The organism is uncultured Xanthomonas sp. (assembly GCF_964278005.1).
GTDB classification, from domain to species: Bacteria; Pseudomonadota; Gammaproteobacteria; order Xanthomonadales; family Xanthomonadaceae; genus Xanthomonas_A; species Xanthomonas_A sontii.
Genome location: NZ_CAXYKF010000028.1, coordinates 113,650 through 131,418, shown reverse-complemented (window position 1 = coordinate 131,418; position 17,769 = coordinate 113,650). Strand labels below are relative to the sequence as shown.

14 protein-coding genes are annotated in these 17,769 nt (G+C 69.9%); 7 read left to right on the top strand and 7 right to left on the bottom strand.

Annotated elements, in window-relative coordinates; all coding sequences use genetic code 11:
• Positions 1–65 precede the first annotated feature (65 nt).
• From ACHWVH_RS20535 to prpE, 6 genes are all read left to right on the top strand, one after another.
• The gene (locus tag ACHWVH_RS20535) at positions 66–944 is read left to right on the top strand and encodes a LysR family transcriptional regulator (protein WP_394687864.1); all 879 of its coding nucleotides are present in this window, start codon (positions 66–68) and stop codon (positions 942–944) included.
• Between the two features lie 78 nt (positions 945–1,022).
• Positions 1,023–1,643 (top strand): glutathione transferase GstA, encoded by a 621-nt coding sequence (gstA, locus tag ACHWVH_RS20530; RefSeq protein ID WP_394687863.1) that lies wholly within the window; start codon positions 1,023–1,025, stop codon positions 1,641–1,643.
• A 99-nt stretch (positions 1,644–1,742) separates the two neighbouring features.
• Complete coding sequence (locus ACHWVH_RS20525; protein ID WP_394687862.1) at positions 1,743–4,253, top strand: S9 family peptidase; 2,511 nt, start codon at positions 1,743–1,745, stop codon at positions 4,251–4,253.
• 25 nt (positions 4,254–4,278) lie between these two features.
• Positions 4,279–4,482 (top strand): hypothetical protein, encoded by a 204-nt coding sequence (locus ACHWVH_RS20520; protein WP_295842419.1) that lies wholly within the window; start codon positions 4,279–4,281, stop codon positions 4,480–4,482.
• Between the two features lie 181 nt (positions 4,483–4,663).
• Positions 4,664–5,167 (top strand): YfbM family protein, encoded by a 504-nt coding sequence (locus ACHWVH_RS20515; RefSeq protein ID WP_267123871.1) that lies wholly within the window; start codon positions 4,664–4,666, stop codon positions 5,165–5,167.
• Positions 5,168–5,316: 149 nt separating this feature from the next.
• On the top strand, positions 5,317–7,188 hold the full coding sequence (gene prpE / locus ACHWVH_RS20510) for a propionate--CoA ligase (protein ID WP_394687861.1): 1,872 nt from the start codon (positions 5,317–5,319) through the stop codon (positions 7,186–7,188).
• Between the two features lie 49 nt (positions 7,189–7,237).
• Here the strand turns inward: prpE and ACHWVH_RS20505 are convergent, their stop codons facing one another.
• The 6 genes from ACHWVH_RS20505 to ACHWVH_RS20480 form a co-directional block, all read right to left on the bottom strand.
• The gene (locus ACHWVH_RS20505) at positions 7,238–7,846 is read right to left on the bottom strand and encodes a glutathione binding-like protein (RefSeq protein WP_267086193.1); all 609 of its coding nucleotides are present in this window, start codon (positions 7,844–7,846) and stop codon (positions 7,238–7,240) included.
• 122 nt (positions 7,847–7,968) lie between these two features.
• Positions 7,969–8,430, bottom strand: a complete 462-nt coding sequence (locus ACHWVH_RS20500) for a cell wall hydrolase (RefSeq protein WP_019797714.1) — start codon at positions 8,428–8,430, stop codon at positions 7,969–7,971.
• Positions 8,431–8,729: 299 nt separating this feature from the next.
• Entirely contained in the window at positions 8,730–10,220 is a 1,491-nt protein-coding gene (locus tag ACHWVH_RS20495) for a hypothetical protein (RefSeq protein ID WP_394687860.1), read from the bottom strand.
• Positions 10,221–10,309: 89 nt separating this feature from the next.
• Positions 10,310–11,467 carry a glycerophosphodiester phosphodiesterase family protein gene (locus tag ACHWVH_RS20490; protein ID WP_152237994.1) on the bottom strand — a complete coding sequence of 386 codons (1,158 nt, stop codon included), beginning with the start codon at positions 11,465–11,467 and terminating at the stop codon, positions 10,310–10,312.
• A gap of 209 nt (positions 11,468–11,676) precedes the next feature.
• Positions 11,677–12,573 carry a glycerophosphodiester phosphodiesterase family protein gene (locus ACHWVH_RS20485; RefSeq protein WP_394687859.1) on the bottom strand — a complete coding sequence of 299 codons (897 nt, stop codon included), beginning with the start codon at positions 12,571–12,573 and terminating at the stop codon, positions 11,677–11,679.
• A gap of 23 nt (positions 12,574–12,596) precedes the next feature.
• A complete protein-coding gene (locus tag ACHWVH_RS20480) occupies positions 12,597–15,095 on the bottom strand; it encodes a TonB-dependent receptor (protein WP_394687858.1) in 2,499 nt (832 codons plus the stop codon).
• Between the two features lie 113 nt (positions 15,096–15,208).
• On the opposite strand from ACHWVH_RS20480, the gene ACHWVH_RS20475 reads away from it, so the two are divergent.
• Positions 15,209–16,330 carry an ROK family protein gene (locus ACHWVH_RS20475; RefSeq protein WP_017917043.1) on the top strand — a complete coding sequence of 374 codons (1,122 nt, stop codon included), beginning with the start codon at positions 15,209–15,211 and terminating at the stop codon, positions 16,328–16,330.
• Positions 16,331–16,431: 101 nt separating this feature from the next.
• Here the strand turns inward: ACHWVH_RS20475 and ACHWVH_RS20470 are convergent, their stop codons facing one another.
• Positions 16,432–17,763 carry an MFS transporter gene (locus ACHWVH_RS20470; RefSeq protein WP_394687857.1) on the bottom strand — a complete coding sequence of 444 codons (1,332 nt, stop codon included), beginning with the start codon at positions 17,761–17,763 and terminating at the stop codon, positions 16,432–16,434.
• Positions 17,764–17,769 lie beyond the last annotated feature (6 nt).

The window sequence follows — 17,769 nt, the reverse complement described above, 5'->3', positions numbered from 1 at the left end:
CAACGCGATCGCGTCGTCACGGAACGCCGGGCCCCGCCCGGCGTTTCGCGTTGTGGGAGTCCGACATGATGAATCTGATCCACTGGCGGCTGTACGTCGCCGTCGTCGAGTGCGGCAGCATCAGCGCCGGTGCCGCGCGCTGCGGCATCACCCAGTCCGGCGCCAGCCAGGCCATCGCGCAGATGGAGCACGTGCTGGGCACGGCGCTGCTGCTGCGCGAGCGCGGGCGGATCCGGCCGACTCCATTCGGGACGCGTGCGCTGGAACATGCTAGGGCGATGCTGGCCGAGCTGGGGCAGATCCAGGCCCTGGCCAAGGCGGAGCGTGCACCGGGTGCGGCCTCGCTGCGGGTCGCCGGCTTCGCCTCGTCGCGGCCATGGCTGGCGCCACGCCTGCGCGCGTTCGAGCGGGCGCATCCGGACACGGGTGTGGTCTGGCTGGAAGGCAGCGACGAGGAGGTCGAGGCCTGGCTGGCGGCCGGGACGGTCGACCGGGGCGTGGTGCTGGATCCGGCGCCGGAGCGCGACGCCATGGTGTTCGGCATGGACGAGTGGCTGGCGGTGCTGCCGCCGGCACTGGCGCGTCCGCAGGCGCGCGACATCGCCCTGGCGGAACTGCTGACGCTGCCGTTCGTACTGGCCACCGGCGGCTGCTGGCTGCATGCGCAGCGCCTGGCCGAACGCGCCGGGCTGGCGATCGCCGACCTGCGCCTGCAGGTGCGCGACTGGTCCAGCGCCTGGACCCTGGTGCGCGACGGCGCGGGCGCCAGCCTGCTGCCGGCATCGGTGCTGCCGGCCGAGCGCGACGGCGTGCAGGTGCTGCCCTTGCAGCCGCGGCTGCAGCGCCGCTTCGCCCTGGTCGCTGCTGCACACGCGGCGCCGGCCGCGCGGCAACTTCGCCGGTTCCTGGACGAGGCCATTAGCGGCGCTACTGACCCGTCCTGACATTCTTGTTTCTCCGCAGGCCGCCGTGCCGCACACACTGCGCGCGCCGACTGTCCGGCGCCCCTGCGAGACGTTCCGATGCTCCTCTATGCCGCTCCTGGCGCCTGTTCCCTGGCGCCGCACATCGTGTTGCGCGAACTGCAGTTGCCGTTCCGTCTGGTGCGCGTGGACAACCACAGCAAGCGCACCGACGAGGGCGGGGATTACCTCGCGATCAACCCCAAAGGCTACGTGGCCGCGCTGCAGCTGGACGACGGCCAGGTGCTGACCGAGGGGCCGGCGATCCTGCTGTACCTGGCCGATCGCTGCCCGCAGGCGGCGCTGGCGCCGCACGCGGACGCAGACGCCTTGCCACGCTACCGCCTTTACGAGTGGCTGGCCTTCATCAACAGCGAACTGCATGCCGGCAGCGTGCCGCTGTTCGATCCCGGGCTGGCACCGGCGCGGCGCACCGCGGTCGCCGCTCGCCTGCTGCAGCGCTATGCCCATGCCGAGGCCGCGCTGCGCACGCAGCCGTACCTGCTCGGCGAGCGCTTCGGCGTGGCCGATGCCTATCTGTTCACCGTGCTCGGCTGGCTGCCGCGGTTCGGCCTGTCGCTGGACGCGCGTCCGGCGTTGGCCGCGTACGCGGCGCGCATGGCGCAGCGTCCCAGCGTGGCGGCGGCACTGGCGGCCGAGCAGGCGCTGCAACCGGCCTGAGCGCGGCACGCGGGCGGTGCCAGGCATGACCTTCGGCGCTCGGCCGCAGCGCGGCGGCCGTGCTAGGTTGCCCGGGTCATTCGAAAGGGGATTTCGACCATGCTCATGCCGTTCCGTTGGATCGGCGCGCTGGCGCTCGCCAGTGCGTTGCCCGTCGCCGCCCACGCCGCCACCGCCGACAGCGGTTACCGGCAACCGCCCGAGCCGCTGCTGGGCGTGATGCGCGCCCCGCTCAATCCGACGCCGCGGCTGGACCCGACCGGGCGCACCCTGCTGTTGGTGGAGCGCCAGGCCTACCCGCCGATCGCGCGCGTCGCCGAGCCGTACCTGAAGCTGGCCGGGGTGCGCGTGGAACCGCGCACCCACGCCCGCCACGACATGTCCAACGGCTACGGCATCCGCGCCTGCCTGGACGGCTTCAGCCTGGTCGACGTGGCCAGCGGCAAGCAGACCGCGGTGCCCCTGCCGGCCGGCGCCTGCCCGGCGCAGCCGGTGTGGTCGCCGGACGGGCGTCGCTTCGCCTTCAACAACACCGCGGCCGACCGCGTCGAACTGTGGCTGGGCGACGTCGCCACCGGCGCGGTGCATCGCATCGACGGCGTGCAGCTCAACCCGGTACTGGGCGGCGAGATCCAGTGGCTGGGCGGCAGCGACACCCTGCTGGTGCGCGCGGTGCCGCAGGACCTCGGCCCGGCGCCGGTGAAGGCGGCGGTGCCGCCGGGGCCGGAGGTCAAGGAAGCGATCCGCGGCAAGGGCGAGAGCAGCACCTACGAGGCCCGCGACACCCTGTCCAGTCCCGAGGACGAGGCCCAGTTCACCTACTACGCCACGGCGCAGCTGGTCACTGTGGATGCCGCCAGCGGCAAGCTGCGCACGGTCGGCAAGCCGGCGGTGTACTCGGTGGTCGACGGTGCGCCGGACGGCCGCCACGTGCGCGTGGAGCGCCTGCAGCGTCCGTACTCCTACGTCACCACCTACGGCCGCTTCGCCCACGACGTGGCGGTGCTGGATCTGGCCGACGGCAGCGAGCGGGTGCTGGCGAACCTGCCGGTGGCCGATCGCGTGCCGGTACACGGCGTGCCCACCGGGCCGCGCGCCTACGGCTGGCGCGCCAACCAGCCGGCCACACTGGTCTGGGCCGAGGCCCTGGACGGCGGCGACTGGAAGACCAATGTGCCGGCGCGCGACAAGCTGCTGACCCTGTCGGCACCGTTCACCGGCAAGCCGCGCGAACTGGCCAAGGTGACCCAGCGCTACGCCGGCCTGAGCTGGTTCGCGCAGGGCGGGCAGGCGCTGCTGGACGAGTACGACGAGAACCGCCACTGGCGCCGCACCACGCTGCTGGACGCGGACCGCCCCGGCAGCGCCGGGCGGGTGCTGTTCGACCTGTCCACCGACGACCTCTACGCCGATCCCGGCACGCCCGAGCTGCGTCGCCTGGCCAACGGCGAATACGTGCTGCGCGAGGACAACGGCGCACTGTTCCTGAGCGGGCAGGGCGCCACTCCGGCCGGCGATCGGCCGTTCCTGGATCGCTATGATCTGGCGAGCGGCAAGACCCAGCGTCTGTTCCGCAGCGGCGCCGACGTCGATGAGGCCTTCGCCGGGTTCGCCGGCGAGGACACCACCCGCCTGCTGACCTGGCGGCAGTCGCCGAGCGACCCGCCGAACGTCTACCTGCGCACGCTGGGCCAGCCGCAGCCGGCTGCGGCAGCCGGCGAGGCGGTGGTCGCCTCCACCCTGGCGCCGGTGACCCGCTTCCCCGATCCGACCCCGGTGGTGCGGCAGATCAAGAAGCGGCTGGTGACCTACAAGCGCAAGGACGGCGTGGAACTGTCCTTCACCCTGTACACGCCACCCGGCTACAAGGAAGGCACGCGGGTGCCGGCGATCCTCTACGCCTATCCGCTGGACTACGCCGATGCCTCCAAGGCCGGCCAGGTCAGCGGCGCCAACGACCGCGACTTCACCCGCCTGCATTCCTACCAGCTGTTGCTGCTGGCCGGCTACGCGATCATCGACGACGCCGCGTTCCCGATCGTCGGCGATCCCAAGACCGCCTACGACACTTACCTGCAGCAGCTGGTGGAGAACGCGCAGGCGGCGGTGGACAAGGCGGTAGCGCTGGGTGTGGTCGACCGCGACCGCATCGGCGTCACCGGCCACAGCCACGGCGCGCTGATGGCGGCCAACCTGCTGGCGCACACCGACCTGTTCCGCGCCGGGGTGGCCACCAGCGGCAGCTACAACAAGACCCTGACCCCGTTCGGCTTCCAGAACGAGCGGCGCTCGTTCTGGGCCGCACCGGAGGTGTACGCGCAGGCCTCGGCGTTCTTCCACGCCGACAAGATCAACGAACCACTGCTGCTGGTGCACGGCATGGACGATGCCAACCCCGGCACCGAGACCACCCAGGCCCCGCGCATGTTCCAGGCCATCCGCGGCCTCGGCGGCACCGCGCGGCTGGTGCTGCTGCCGTTCGAACCGCACTGGTACACCGCGCGCGAATCCAACGAGGACGTGGTGGCGGAAATGCTGGAGTGGTTCGACCGCTACGTGAAGCAGGCGCCGCCGCGTGCGGCGTCGGCGGACAAGGCGAAGACGCAGTAGCCGGCCGAGGGCCTGAAAGCGAACAGTGAAATGGCGTTTGCTTTGCGCGCCAGTGCTGCTGGCGCTCACGGCGTGCGCTGCCGTCGATACGGTGAAGCCTGCGTGCGCGCATTCGCACGAGGTCGCTGCCGACCTTGGGAAATCGGTCGGCAGCAAGCCGATGGTCGGCTTCAACTGGGCTGATAGTGCGCTGGTCCAGGTCGCGGTCAATTTCCAGGCCGTGCCGTGAAAGCCGCTTGCGCAGATCGTGCAACTCAGCAAGGATTCCGTGGCGACGCGCTTTGAGCAGGCGCCGGCGAATGTGGTGGTGATGTTTACGGTGCCGGGGAAGTAGTGGTGGCATCCGCCTATTCGTGCACGCGGCTTTGCCGCGCCGCTTGATGTGAACATCGGACTTCGTAGGAGAATCCATGTCTTGCCTTGGCGTACATTTCGCCCTCTCCGCTGACGACGTCGCGTCCTTGTTGTCCAGACAGATGGATGACGAGCGCCTCGCGCTGATCCAGGAAGACATCGAGCGGCGATATTTCGAGGAGTTCCAAGCCTATGTCGCTGAGAGCGACAAGGCTTGGGACGCGATGCATCGTGCGCTTTCCGATGGGCTGCTCAGCGATGACGGCGGTCGGTATCCACTCAATCATGTCGTCCTCGGCGGGCAGTCGCTTTACGGCCGAGACGACTACATCGTCCGTCTGAAGACGCCGGAGCAAGTCAGGGATGTGGCGTTGGCCGTCATGAAGATCACGCCGGATCAGTTCAGGTCGTTGTACGACGCGATCGATCCGGAAGATTACGGACTGGAGCTGACCGACGAGGATTTTCAGTACACGTGGGACTGGTTCCAAGGCGTTCGTGTGCTTTACCAAACCGCCGCTTCCGAGGGCCGGCACGTCCTTTTCACGGTCGACCAGTAAGCGGTCTGGAGCGCCTCCGGACGCTTGAGTCCTGGCGCCATTTGATGGCCGCGTTCGCCTAGCCGGATCCTTCGACCAAGGTCGGAACGACGCCCTCCCCGCCGAAGGACTATGCTCGGAGCCGGTGCACCGGCCTTGGGAGGGGCGGCATGGACTACGCGACGCTGTACCGGCGTTCGATCGAGCGGCCGGAAGAGTTCTGGGCCGAGCAGGCCGGGGCGATCCACTGGGAGCGGCCGCCGCAGGCGATCCTGGAGTACGACACGCCGCCGTTCCGGCGCTGGTTCGTCGGCGGGCTGACCAATCTGTGCCACAACGCGGTGGACCGGCATCTGCCCGAACGCGCCACGCAACTGGCGCTGGTCGCGGTGTCCAGCGAAACCGGGCAGACCCAGGAGATCACGTATGCGCAGCTGTACCGAGAGGTCAACGCATTCGCCGCTGTGCTGCAGCGGCTGGACGTGCAGCGCGGCGACCGCGTGGTCATCTACATGCCGAACATGGCCGAGGCGGTGTACGCGATGCTGGCCTGCGCGCGCATCGGCGCGGTGCATTCGGTGGTGTTCGGCGGCTTCGCCGCGCACAACCTGGCGCTGCGTATCGACGATGCGCGGCCCAAGCTGCTGATCGCCGCCGATGCCGGCAGCCGCGGCGGCAAGCGCATCCCCTACAAGCCGCTGGTCGATGCCGCCTGCGCCGAAGCCAGCGCGCCGCCGCCGACGGTGCTGATCGTCTCGCGCGGGCTGGACCCGGCGCTGCCGCGCGTGCCAGGGCGCGACGTCGACTATGCCGAGCTGCGTGCCGACGTCGGCGATGCGCAGGTGCCGGTGGTGTGGCTGGAATCCAACGAGCCCAGCTACCTGCTGTACACCTCCGGCACCACCGGCAAGCCCAAGGGCGTGCAGCGCGATGTCGGCGGGCATGCGGTGGCGCTGGCGTTGTCGATGCGCACGGTGTTCGACTGCGGCCCGGGGCAGACCATGTTCTCCACCTCCGACGTGGGCTGGGCGGTGGGGCATTCGTACAACGTGTATGGCCCGCTGATCGTCGGTGCGACCTCGCTGCTGTACGAAGGCCTGCCGGTGCAGCCGGATCCGGGCGTGTGGTGGGCGCTGTGCGAGAAGTACCGCGTGCGCACCATGTTCTCTTCGCCGACCGCGATCCGCGTGCTGAAGAAACATCCGGCGCGCTACCTGCGCGAGCGGGACCTGAGCGCGCTGCGCTATCTGTTCCTGGCCGGCGAGCCGCTGGACGAGCCGACCGCGCTGTGGATCGGCGAGGCGCTGGGCAAGCCGGTGATCGACAATTACTGGCAGACCGAAACCGGCTGGCCGGTGCTGACCCTGTTGCCGGGCGTCGAGCTGCGGCCGGTGAAACCGGGATCGCCCGGCTTTCCCAATCTTGGGTACCGCACGCGCATCGTCGACGAGCACGGCGTCGAGGTGCCGGCCGGGCGCAAGGGCGTGCTGGTGATCGAGCCGCCGTTGCCGCCGGGCTGCATGACCACGGTGTGGAACGACGACGCGCGCTTCCTGCGCAGCTACTTCAGCCATTTCGATACGCTGCTGTACAGCTCGCTGGACTGGGCGATCCGCGACGAGGACGGCTACACCTTCATTCTCGGCCGCACCGACGACGTGATCAACGTGGCCGGACATCGCCTGGGCACGCGCGAGATCGAGGAAGCCATCGCCGGCCATGCCGACGTGGCCGAGGTCGCGGTGATCGGCATGCACGACGAATTGAAGGGGCAGGTGCCGGTGGTGTTCGCGACGCTGAAGCAGGTCGCGCCGGATGCCGCGGCAGTAGTCGAGGAACTGCGCCAGTGCGTGGTGGAGCGTCTTGGCGCGGTGGCGCGGCCGGCGCAGGTGTATCTGGTGCAGGCCTTGCCGAAGACGCGGTCGGGCAAATTGTTGCGGCGCTCGCTGCAGGCGCTGGCCGAGCAGCGCGATCCGGGCGATCTGTCGACGCTGGACGATCCCGGCGCGCTGGAGGAAATCCGCCGCGCCTTGCGCGGCTGACGTGCGACCGGCGACGCCGGCGCAGCCGCGCCGGCGTTCGCATCATCGCTTAGCTCAGGCCTTCGGCCTGCAGCGCCGCCTGCACCTGCGGATCGGCGGACATGCGTTCGAAATGCAGTTGCAGATTGGGGCCGAGCGCGATCTGCTGCGCGCGTGCCCAGCGCAGGGTGACGAACAGGTAGGCATCGGCGATGGAACGGCGCGCGCCGCCCAGCCAGGTCTGCTGTTCCAGCGCGGCCTCCACGCGCGCGTACAGCGTGCGCACGCGTTCGCGTGCATGTTCCTGGGTGCGGGCGATCACCGCGGCATCGTCGAGATAGCGGGTGCTGCCGAACAGCGGATGAAACGCCGGGTGCAGATCGGCGTTGAGGAAGGCCAGCCAGCGCTGCACTTCGGCACGGCTGCGCGGGCTACCGTCGCCGGCCAGGTGCGCGTCGGGCGCGAGATCGGCGATGTAGTTGAGGATCGCCGAGTTCTGGGTGAGCACCCAGTCGTCCATCTGCAGCGCAGGCACCGCGCCGGCCGGATTGATCGCCAGGTACGTCGGCGCCTTCATCGCAGCGGCATCCAGCAGCTTCAGTTCGAACGGCAATCCGGCCCAGCGCAGCGCGATGTGATCGGCCAGCGAACAGGCGCCGGGCTTGGAATAGAGTTTCATGGCAGGCGGCTCCGCATCGGTCAGGACGGCAGAGCGTACCTGCTGCGCGGGGCGCTTGGCGATGAAGACGCGCCATGCGTGGCGCGCGCGCCTGCGTCAGGGCATGCCTGTGTGGCGAACGATCAGGACGCGTTGCGCGGGCGCAGCTTCTGCACGCGATAGAACGTGTGGTCGCCGATGGTCGCGACCTGATAGGCATTGCGCCAACTCGGGCTGGCGATGGCATGCGCGGCGAAGTGGCTGGCGCCCGGCACGATCTCCTTGCGCTGGCCCTGCGGCAGCGCCCAGTTGCGCTCGGCGGCGAAGGCGACCTTGACCGCATCGGCCCAGGCGTCGTCGTTCTTCAGTTCGGTGCCGGGCTTCACCAGGCCTGGCGCGAACTGTTTGCGTGCGGTGACCACCTGGCACATCGAATCGCCCCACAGGCCGCTGTCCAGGCGACGCAGCGCCACTTCGGCGACGGCTTGTTGTCCGCGCAGCGTCTGGTCGCGCGCTTCCAGGTACACGGTGGTGCTGAGGCAAAGCGAATCGGCAGCGGGTTGCGGCAACAATTGCGAGAGCCAGAGAATCCAGGCCAGTTTCATCGTACTCCTTGCTCCGTATGGGCCGTCGTCGTGGCGCTGCGCCGGGATGGCGCGGCAAGCGATGCGGCTTGGCGTCATGGGGAGGCGGCCTGTCACGGGCCGCCCGGGTGCCGGCAATCTGAAGTCCGGCGGATCCGCCAAGATGGGCGGATCGAGAAGAGGCGCGAACGATAGGGGCCGGTTCCCGAATCGCAACTGAATCCCGAGTGTTGACAGGGTTCACATCTCGCTGTGTCGAGATGCCGTCGCGCCTGGCCGCACGACGGCATTGTGCAGCGCCGCACTGCGGCGCATGAGGCTCAGGGAAACTGCTTGCGCTGCATCAGCATGGCGTACACCTTGACCACCGGATCGGCGTGTCCGCTCAGTTGCGCCAGGCGTTGATCGCGATCCGGCCAACGCTGCGCCTGATCGGCGAGCACGCGCAGATCGCCGAACCAGGTGTCGTGATCGCGTGCGTAATACGGGCCGCTCAGCAGCGTGGCGAGCAGGTGCATGCCGCGGTCGCGCGCCGCGCCCGCCGGCGCGTACTCGAGATAGCGCAGCAGTTCGCGCAGGCGCGCGCGCTGCACGCGGCCGCTATCGTCGCTGGCGGCGGTCTGCTGCAGCACGCCGTGGTCGAGTTGGTCGAGGAACTCGATCGATGCTTTTTCCGTCGCCGCATCGCCTGCACTGGAAGCCGGATCCAGCAACTGCGTGCGGATGTTGTAGCCCGCCTGGCGGATCAGCGAGATCGCATCGGCGTCGATCGACTGCGCGGGGAGCTGCGGTGCCGGCACGATGCGCTCTGCCGGCAGCTCGGCGACGAAGCGCTGTTCCAGCAGCCAGTGGTTGCCGAGCACGCTGGAAGGGCAGCGCGTCTGCGCAAGATGCGCGGCGACGTAGCCGCGGTAGGCGGCGTGCAGGCGCTCGCGCAGGGCGCTGTCGGACATTTGTTGCAGCACCAGCGGCATGTCGCCGGCCACGCTGAGTTCGGTGGCGGTGAAACCGGCGTCGTCGCCGCGGATGCGTTCGAACATGCGCACCAGGCCGTCGCCGAGCTGTGCCTGTCCCGCGCTGTCCAGCGGCGCCGCGGCGAGCGCCATCTTCAGCGCCGGGGCGGTGTCGGTTTCGTGTTGCGCCGCGTCCAGGCGTGCGGCGATTGCGCTGGCGCGCGCTGCCGGTGGTGCCGGCTGCAGTGCGCTGGCCAACGCATAGGTCGGGCTGGGATCGTCTAGATAGTCCGCATCGCAACTGCCGGCGTGCGGCGTCGGCAGCGCTGCGAACAACGCCTGAACCTGCGCTGGCGTGGCGTGTTGTGCGGCGCGTGTCTGCAGCGTCAGCCGATCCAGACCAGCGGTGCGCGGTGAGCGCAGTTCGTCGTCGTGCTCTTCGTCGATGCTGCCGACGCGGGCCAGGCCAGGCATGCGCCGTTGCGCGCGCTCGGCCAGTGTCACGGCCTGTTGGGTCAGCCGTTGCGCGGCAGCGGCCCGGTTGCCGTCGGCTGGAAGATCGGCGGATGCAGCCAAGCGCAGCAGCACATCGGCCTGGAAGTCGGCAGGTAGCGCCTGCGCCGCGGCCAGCACCGCACTCGCAGGTGGCCCGGGCACGGCGCTACCGTTCATCGAATCGGCGCCAGCGGACGGCGGCGTCTGCGCACTGGCCGGGCCGGCAGGCGGGTGTGTTGCGAGGGAAGCCGGCGCTGCGGTTTGCGTGCCGTGGGCGGTGGCCGCGCGTTGCAGCAGCGGCACGCAGGCGCCGGCGACCAGCAGCGCGAGAAGCAGATGGCGGGGACGTGGGGCGGAACGCATGGGAACTCCTGAAGGCGGGCGACGGACTGCACGGCGCATGGGCGCCGTGCAGGACCGGGGAGCGCACTCCCCGGGCGACCATCCAGTGGTCAGTTGTAGCGCGCGGTGTTGCGCGGCACGTTGGCGCGAATCACCCCGAGCGGATCGTCGGTGATGATGCTGGTGAAGCCGGCAGTGACCTGCGCGCGGAAGTCCGGACGGTCGTCGGCGGTCTCGTTGCCGAAGTACTTGGTACGGGTCAGGTAATCGTCGAGCGAGGCACAGCAGGTGCCGTTGCTGCGCACGTAGTGCTGGCCGTCATGGCTGCTGAGGCGGTACTCGGGCACCGGCGAGAACGCGCCGATCGCGCGTTTCTGCGCCTGGTTCTCGGCCAGCAGTTCGGCGGTCGGATCGCCGCGGCGGGGCTGCTTGTTGCCGATTTCCAGCCAGGCGAAGCCGCTTTGGCGACGCGCCTCGTTGATCCAGGCGTTGACCCGGCACGCCGGCGTGTCGCCGCGCCCCGAGCCGCACTCGCCGACGTAGCCGCCATCGGCCAGCCTGTCCATGTCGCCGGCGTAGATGGTCGGCGCGAATGGCACGCCCTTGGTGAAGCGGGTGATCTCGCTGGGCGTCTTCGGCAGCAGCGAGGCGCTGAATTTCAGCACCACCTGGTTCTCCATGCGGAACGCATGGACCTGGTCGGCCGCGCGCGAGACTGCATCCAGGTTCTTCAGATCAAGCACCACCACCATGTGGTTGGCGTAGGTCACCACGGTGTTCAGCGCCTTGGCCAGCGAGGTCGGATTGTCGTTGGTCTTGGCGAAGTTCTTGTCGCGCAGGAACGAGTTGACCAGATCATGACTGGTCAGGGTGCTGATGTCCGGATTCCAGCCCTTCGGATTGGTCGCCGGCTGGAAGATATAGAAGCCGGGTTCGTGATACACCACGCGACCGGCGTTCTGGTCGTGGAACAGCCAAAGGATGCCGTCGGAGGCCTGCTTGACATCGAGTTCGATCGCTTCGATGTTGTTGTTGTAAGTGCTGAGGATCGAGCAGGTGGAGTTTTCCGCGCAGCCGTCGCCGACCAGGCCGCGGTGCGAGATCACCACGACATCGGCGTGGCTGCCCTGGTAGGGGGCTTTCATCACGTTGAGGATATGTTGCGGGTTCCAGTTGCTGGCGGCCGACGCCATGCCGGACAGCGTGGCCAGCGACGCGCAGGCCAGCGCCAGGGCGAGAACCTTGGCGGGTTTCTTGGGCAGTTTCATGTGCTCTCTTCCGTTCGGGGTTGATGGAATGAAGTGAAGCAGCGCAGCGCGCGGCAACCGCCGCGCCCATGGGCGCGGTTGTCTGCAGCGCAATGCTCGAAGCGACGGGCATCGTCCTGGCGTTGCATGCCACCCGTCTGAAACTGGACTCCTGGCGACACCCCGCGTGGGCCACCGCGTGGTGTCGCCGGGATTTGGACCGAGGCCTGCTACCGTGGCGTGTCCGCGCCGTGCAGGTAGCGTTGCAATGCCAACGGCTCGTCGGTTTGGATCATGCTGACGCCATGCTTGCGCAGCCCGCCCCAGACCGCGGCCGGATCGCGCAGCGCGCGCTGGTCGGTGTAGTGCGCCGACAGCCGCATCGGTCTGCCGCTGGCGATGTCGTTGGTCATGGTGTTGACGAACAGGCGCGCGTGCGGCGCCAGTTCGCGTTGCGCGATGTCCAGCACCACCGGGTCGTCGAACATCAGCTGCACCACCGCCGGCTGCAAGCTGGCGGCGCGGCGCAGGGCCTGCTCGGGCGGCAGCGTCGATTCGCGCTGCAGGTACAGCGCCTGCACCGCGATGTCGGCCTTGCGCGCGCGCTGCAGCACCGCGTCGGGCACGTCCAGCGGCACGTTGAGCAGCACGTCGCGCTGCGCGCCGGCGGCCTCCACCACGTCGATCACCTGGTCCAGCGCCGCGGCCTTGACGTCCAGGTTCACCAGGACCTTGCCGCGCGCCACGGCCAGCGCCTGCGCCAGCGTCGGCGGATGCCGCGCGGTGAGCGTGCTGTCGCGGCCGCCACCCCGGCTGCGCACGCGCAAGGCGGCGATCTGCGCCGCGTCCAGATCGGCCACCGCGCCGTGCCCGTCGGTGGTGCGGTCCACCGTCTCGTCGTGCATCAGCACCAGCGCGCCGTCGCGGGTGGTGCGCACGTCGATCTCGACCATGTCCACGCCGCGCGCGATGCACGCGGCGATGCCGTCCAGGGTGTTCTCCGAGGCGAACGTCCAGCAGGCGCGGTGCGACACCACCAGCGCCGGCCCATGCGGGTCGCGCAGCCGGTCGGGCAGGCTCGGCGTTGCCGCCATGGCCAGGACCGGCATCGACAGCACGGCGCTCATCAGCAGTCTCCGGCAGCGCATGCTCACCATCTCCAGGTCAGCGACGCGTTGTAGTTGCGGCCGAAGATCGGCCGCGCGTAGATCGCGTCGGCGGTGCCCTGGCCGGACAGCGTGTCCACGCGCGCATTGCCCTCGGTCAGGCCGAGCGCGTTGCCGACGTTGGCGGCGTGCAGCTGCAGCTCCAAGTGCGCGCTCAACCGCGCGAACAGGCCAAGGTCGTAGGTGGTATAGGCGGGCAGGGCGGTGGCGTTGGTGTAGTCGACGTAGCGCTGGCCCATGCGATAGGCGGTCGCCGACAGTTCCAGCGGCCGGCCGTCGATGTCGAAGTACAGGGTCGGGCTGATCGACGCCATGAACTTCGGGATGCGCGAGATCTGCTTGCCGTCCAGGTCGCCGTAGCTGAGGCCGGTGGTCGCGTTGCTCAGGCCACGCGTCTGCGGATCCTGCAGCGTGGCCGAACCGGTGATGCCGAACAGCGGCAGCGGCCGCCAGGTGAACTCCGATTCAAGGCCCAGGGTGCGGGTCTTGCCGACCAGCGCCAGGCTTTGCACCGCACCGCTGCCGTCGAGCACGATGGCGCTGATCGACAGATCGTTGAAGCGGCTCCAGAAGCCGACCGTGGAGAACGAGAAGGTGTCGCCGAAGCTGCCGCGCAGGCCAGCCTCGGCCTGGTCGATGTCGGTGACGTCCGCGTTCTGGGTCTGGTAGACGTTCTGCAGCCGCGGCAGGCGCTGCGACTGGGTGTAGCGGGCGAAGGTCTGCAACTGCGGGGTCAGCGCGAACTCGGCACCGAGCGTCCACTGGGTGGCATGGCGATGATCGGTGCGCGGGCTGAACGCGCCGCTGAGCCCGCCGACGTTGTCGTCGGCGAGCGTGGTCGGATCGCCGAGATTGCGCGTGGTGTTGGCGTAGACGCCGCCGTTGGCGTTGTAGCGGGTGTAGCGCACGCCGGCATCCAGGCCAAGGCGGCCGAAGCGCACCGAGTCCCACAGGTACGGCGACAGGTAGGTGCCGTTGGCGAAGCCGCGGGTGACGCCATTGCCGTAGCGCACGAAGCCGTTCTGGGTGACCGAACCGACCACGTTGCCGGCGGCGTCGTAGGCCAGTACGTCCAGGCGCTGCGCGTTGTTCTGCAGCGTGGTCAGCACGGTGTTCTGCAACCGGTCCTGGCGGTACTCAAAGTGCTGCACGTTGAGGCCGGCGGTGAGCGTGTGCTGGCCCAGCCCGGTGTCGTCGAACGCCTTGCTCAGGCGCAGGTCGTCGGACAGCGTGCGCAGATGCGTGCGCGCATTCCACAGGCCGCTCTCCAGCACCAGGCCGTTGGCCGCGGCTGGATCGTAGGCGGCGCCGTTGCGGCTGGCGACGTAGCCGACCCGCGCCACCCGCGTGCCGAAGCCGCTGCGCGCACGGCCGAGTTGCGTGTTGAGGTAGGTGCCGGCGTCGTAGGGTGCGGCGCCGGAGAACAGCGCGGTGTAGTCCACCTCCGCATCGACGAAGCGCATGCGGTTGTTGAGGGTCAGGCCGTCGCCCAGATCCCACTCCAGGTGCGTGCCGAGTTGCTTGACCTTGCTGTGGATGCCGTCGGCCAGGTCGAGGTTGCGCGCCAGCGGGCCGTTGCCGTCGAAGCTCAGCGCGGTGGTGTGGCGCAGGTCGTTGGACAGCAGGGTGCCGTCCAGCGGATCGATCAGCGCCGACAGCGATTGCGACGGGTTGCGTGGGTCGGCCAGGGGGATCGGGTTGTAGAAGGCGGTCCGGTCGTTGAGGTACTTGGCGTCGACGTCGAGGATCGCATCGCCCATCAGGAAGGTCAGGTTGCCGCGCAGCTGGCCACCCTGGTCGGCGGTGTAGCCGGTGCGACGCAGACCGTCGTCGCTGCGGTGGTAACCGCCGATGCTGTACAGCACGTGCTCGCTGAGCGGGCCGGCGCTGTAGGCATCCTCGCGGCGCAGGCCGTCGCTGCCGACGCTCATGCGTACCGCGCCCTCGGGCGTGGCGGTGCCGTGGCGGGTGATGGCATTGACCGTGCCCCCTGGCGCGTTGGTCGCGAACAGCGGCGAGGTGCCGCCGCGCACCACCTCCAGGCGCTCGGTCATCATGTCCAGCGCGAACAGGGTGTCGACGTTGAAGAAGCTTTCCTGCGGCTCGTCGAACAGGGTCAGGCCGTCTTCCTGGTACTGCACGTAGTACCAGCCGCCCGCCGGCAGGCCGCGCACGTAGAGGTTCTGGCCGCCGCCCTGGCCGCCGGAGGGTTCAGCGGAGAAGCCGGGGACCGCCCGCAGCATGTCCACGCTGCTGCTCGGGGTGCTGCGCTCCAGGCGTTCCTTGGACACCACGCTGATCGCGAAGGGGGCGTCCTTCTGCGACTGGCCCTGCGGCGTGCCGGTGACCACGATCTGGTCCAGCGTGGTGGTGGCGTCGGCCGGGGGCGCTGGCGCGTCCTCGGCATGGACGGTCGCGGCGCTGCCGAGGATGGACGCGAGCGCCAGTGCCAGCAGGCTCGGGTGCGGATGAACGGTACGCATGAAGACCCCCAGTAAAAGAATGTGGGTTTAATACTATTTACCATGTATGAAACTTAGATGTCCACGTGCTAGGTTGTTGCGGTTCGTGCATCCATCACGCTTTGCGTCCGCCTATGCCGCATTCCGATTTCCCGCCGCGCGTCAGTGCCGGCGGCCGCCAATTGCTCGACCGTGTGTTCAAGACCGGGGTGCAGACCCAGGCGGCGCTGAGCCGCGACCTGGATCTGTCGCAGCCCACCGTGGCGCGCCTGCTGCAGGGCTTCGTGCAGGACCGAATGGTCCAGCTCAGCGCCCGTGCCGCCGAGGGTCGCGGCAACCCCAGCGTCGATGTGCGGCTGGCGCCGGATTACGCCTACGCCTTCGGCATCGGCCTCATGGGCGACGTGGTGGCGCTGGCGCTGGTGGATTTCGCCGGCACCGTGCGCGGCCAGCGCCGCGTGGGCCTGGCCGACATGCGCCGCGCGCCGGTGCTGGCGCAATTGCAGCGATTCCGTGCGGAGCTGCTGGCCGAGACCGGAGTGGACCCGGCGCGGGTGGTCGGCATGGGTATGGCGATTTCGGCGTTCTTCACCGGGCAGGGCCGGCAGATGGCCGGGCCGCCGGCGCTGGAGGACTGGACCCAGGTGGACCTGGTGCCGATTCTGGAAGAAGCCCTGGGCTGCGCGGTCACCATCGAGAACGATGGCGCGGCGGCGGCGGTCGCCGAGAGTCTGTACGGGGTCGGCCGCGACTGCCGCGACTTCGTCTACCTGCACCTGACCAACGGCTTCGGCGGCGGCATCATCGCCGATGGCCGGCTGTTCCGCGGCCACCGCGGCAATGCCGGCGAGTTCGGCGGCATCTGGACCGTCGGCGGCATGGCCTATCCGAACCTGGACGCGCTGCTGTCGCTGGTGCGGGCCGCCGGCCAGGACTACGCCGGAGTCGAGCAGATGCTCGGCGCGATCGACGCGCACACCCCGGGCGTGGACGCCTGGCTGGACATGGCCGAGGCACCGTTCTCGCAGTTGTGCGCGTATCTGGCCTATGCGCTGGATCCGCAGGCGATCGTGATCGGCGGGCGCCTGCCGGCCGCGATCGGCGCACGCCTGATCGAGCGCATCCGCATCCCGCGCGCACCCAACCGGCACGGCCTGGCGCCGCCGCTGCCGCAACTGTGCATCGCCCGCACCGTTGGCGACGCGGTGACCCTGGGCGCGGCGTTGATGCCGCTGCAGCGGGCGTTTTTCGCCTGAGACATGCAGCGGCGGGCGCAGTGCGTCGCGCCGCGGTGCAGGTGTTGCTTGCCAGACGGCTAGCCCGCGTTGCATCGCGGTGGCGTCGACCGTGCGCCGCCTCAGCCGCTGCTCGCGTTCGCCGCCAGGCCGGCACCGATCGGATGCGATCGCCGGCGTCCCGTCAACAGCGCCAGCAGCAGGCATAGCGCCCCGCACAGCAGCGGGCCGGCCGCCATCGCCCAGCACAGCAGCAGGCAGTGCCCGTCGCGGTAGTCCAGCGCATCCAGCAGCACGCCGATCAGCACCACCCCGGCGGCCAGCGCGACCTGTGCGGCGGCGGTCAGTGCGGCGAAGCACAGCGCATGCTCGGCGACCGCCCGGGTCGCGGTGCACTGCGCGTGCCAGGCCCATACCAGTTGCCCGCCGCTGCCGCCGATGGCGCCGATGCAGGCGGCCGCGGCCAGGCTCAGCAGTGGCTGCGCCGGCAACGCCAGGGCGAACAGCGGCGCGCACAGCAACAGGGCGCTGCCGAGCCAGGCCAGCCGTTGTGTCGGCGTGCGCTGTCGGCCCCAGCGCGCGGCCAGCGGCTGCACCAGCACCGTGCCGAGCGCATAGGCGATCAGGACCGCGCTGCCCCAGCCGGGCGAGAGCAGACCGTAGGCAGCCACGTACGGGGCGAGCTTGGTGAACGCTGGCAGGGTCAGCGAGACCGCTGCGATCAGTGCCAGCGGCTGCCAGGGAATCGCGCGCCACGAGGGCGCTCGGTCGATCGCGATCACGGCCGTGGCGTCGGCCGGGGCCGGGTGCGCAGTAGCGTGATGGCGCAGCACCCGCTGCAACTGCCAGGCGCACAGCATCGCCACCGCCGCCAGCACCGCGCTGGCCTGCAGCGCCAGGCTGCCGCCATCGGTCCCGCGCGCCAGCACCGCACCGACCACACTGCTGATCAGCAGCGCCGCCGCGCCGCTGCCGGCCAGGCGCAGCGCGCTGGCGCCGTCGTGGCCGCGCCAGGGCCACTGCGCCAGGCTCAGCAAGGTGTTCTGGGCCACGTCGCAGGCGGCGTAGGCCAGCCGGAACAGCAGGCTCACCGCCAGCACATAGCCCAGCCGCCACGGCGGCGGCAGCAAGGGTGCGGCGAACACCAGCAGCAGCGCCAGCGCCGCGGCGGCCAGGCCGTGCCATTGCAGGCGCCCGGCGCTGCGCACGTCGCGCAGGCGCCGGCGCAGGCCCCAGCCGGTGCCGAGGCCGATCGCGGCGCTGAGCAGCAGGCCCAGCGCCAGCACCAGCCCGGCCGTGATCGCGCGCAGGCCGGCATGTTCGGTCATCGAGTAGATCAGCAGCAGTTCGCCGGCGTACCACAGCAGGCTCTTGCCGAAATGCGCGCCGGCATACGCCGCCAGCGCCGTTTGCGGCAGGCGGGGCAGGGCGGGCAGGGGCGAGGCGGGCGGCATGCCCAG

Excerpts from the sequence above, each read along its gene's own strand:
- ACHWVH_RS20535 (WP_394687864.1), top strand. The coding sequence starts at position 66 with ATGATGAATCTGATCCACTGGCGGCTGTACGTCGCCGTCGTCGAGTGC.
- gstA (WP_394687863.1), top strand. The coding sequence starts at position 1,023 with ATGCTCCTCTATGCCGCTCCTGGCGCCTGTTCCCTGGCGCCGCACATC.
- ACHWVH_RS20525 (WP_394687862.1), top strand. The coding sequence starts at position 1,743 with ATGCTCATGCCGTTCCGTTGGATCGGCGCGCTGGCGCTCGCCAGTGCG.
- ACHWVH_RS20515 (WP_267123871.1), top strand. The coding sequence starts at position 4,664 with ATGTCTTGCCTTGGCGTACATTTCGCCCTCTCCGCTGACGACGTCGCG.
- prpE (WP_394687861.1), top strand. The coding sequence starts at position 5,317 with ATGGACTACGCGACGCTGTACCGGCGTTCGATCGAGCGGCCGGAAGAG.
- ACHWVH_RS20505 (WP_267086193.1), bottom strand. The coding sequence starts at position 7,846 with ATGAAACTCTATTCCAAGCCCGGCGCCTGTTCGCTGGCCGATCACATC.
- ACHWVH_RS20500 (WP_019797714.1), bottom strand. The coding sequence starts at position 8,430 with ATGAAACTGGCCTGGATTCTCTGGCTCTCGCAATTGTTGCCGCAACCC.
- ACHWVH_RS20495 (WP_394687860.1), bottom strand. The coding sequence starts at position 10,220 with ATGCGTTCCGCCCCACGTCCCCGCCATCTGCTTCTCGCGCTGCTGGTC.
- ACHWVH_RS20490 (WP_152237994.1), bottom strand. The coding sequence starts at position 11,467 with ATGAAACTGCCCAAGAAACCCGCCAAGGTTCTCGCCCTGGCGCTGGCC.
- ACHWVH_RS20485 (WP_394687859.1), bottom strand. The coding sequence starts at position 12,573 with ATGAGCGCCGTGCTGTCGATGCCGGTCCTGGCCATGGCGGCAACGCCG.
- ACHWVH_RS20480 (WP_394687858.1), bottom strand. The coding sequence starts at position 15,095 with ATGCGTACCGTTCATCCGCACCCGAGCCTGCTGGCACTGGCGCTCGCG.
- ACHWVH_RS20475 (WP_017917043.1), top strand. The coding sequence starts at position 15,209 with ATGCCGCATTCCGATTTCCCGCCGCGCGTCAGTGCCGGCGGCCGCCAA.
- ACHWVH_RS20470 (WP_394687857.1), bottom strand. The coding sequence starts at position 17,763 with ATGCCGCCCGCCTCGCCCCTGCCCGCCCTGCCCCGCCTGCCGCAAACG.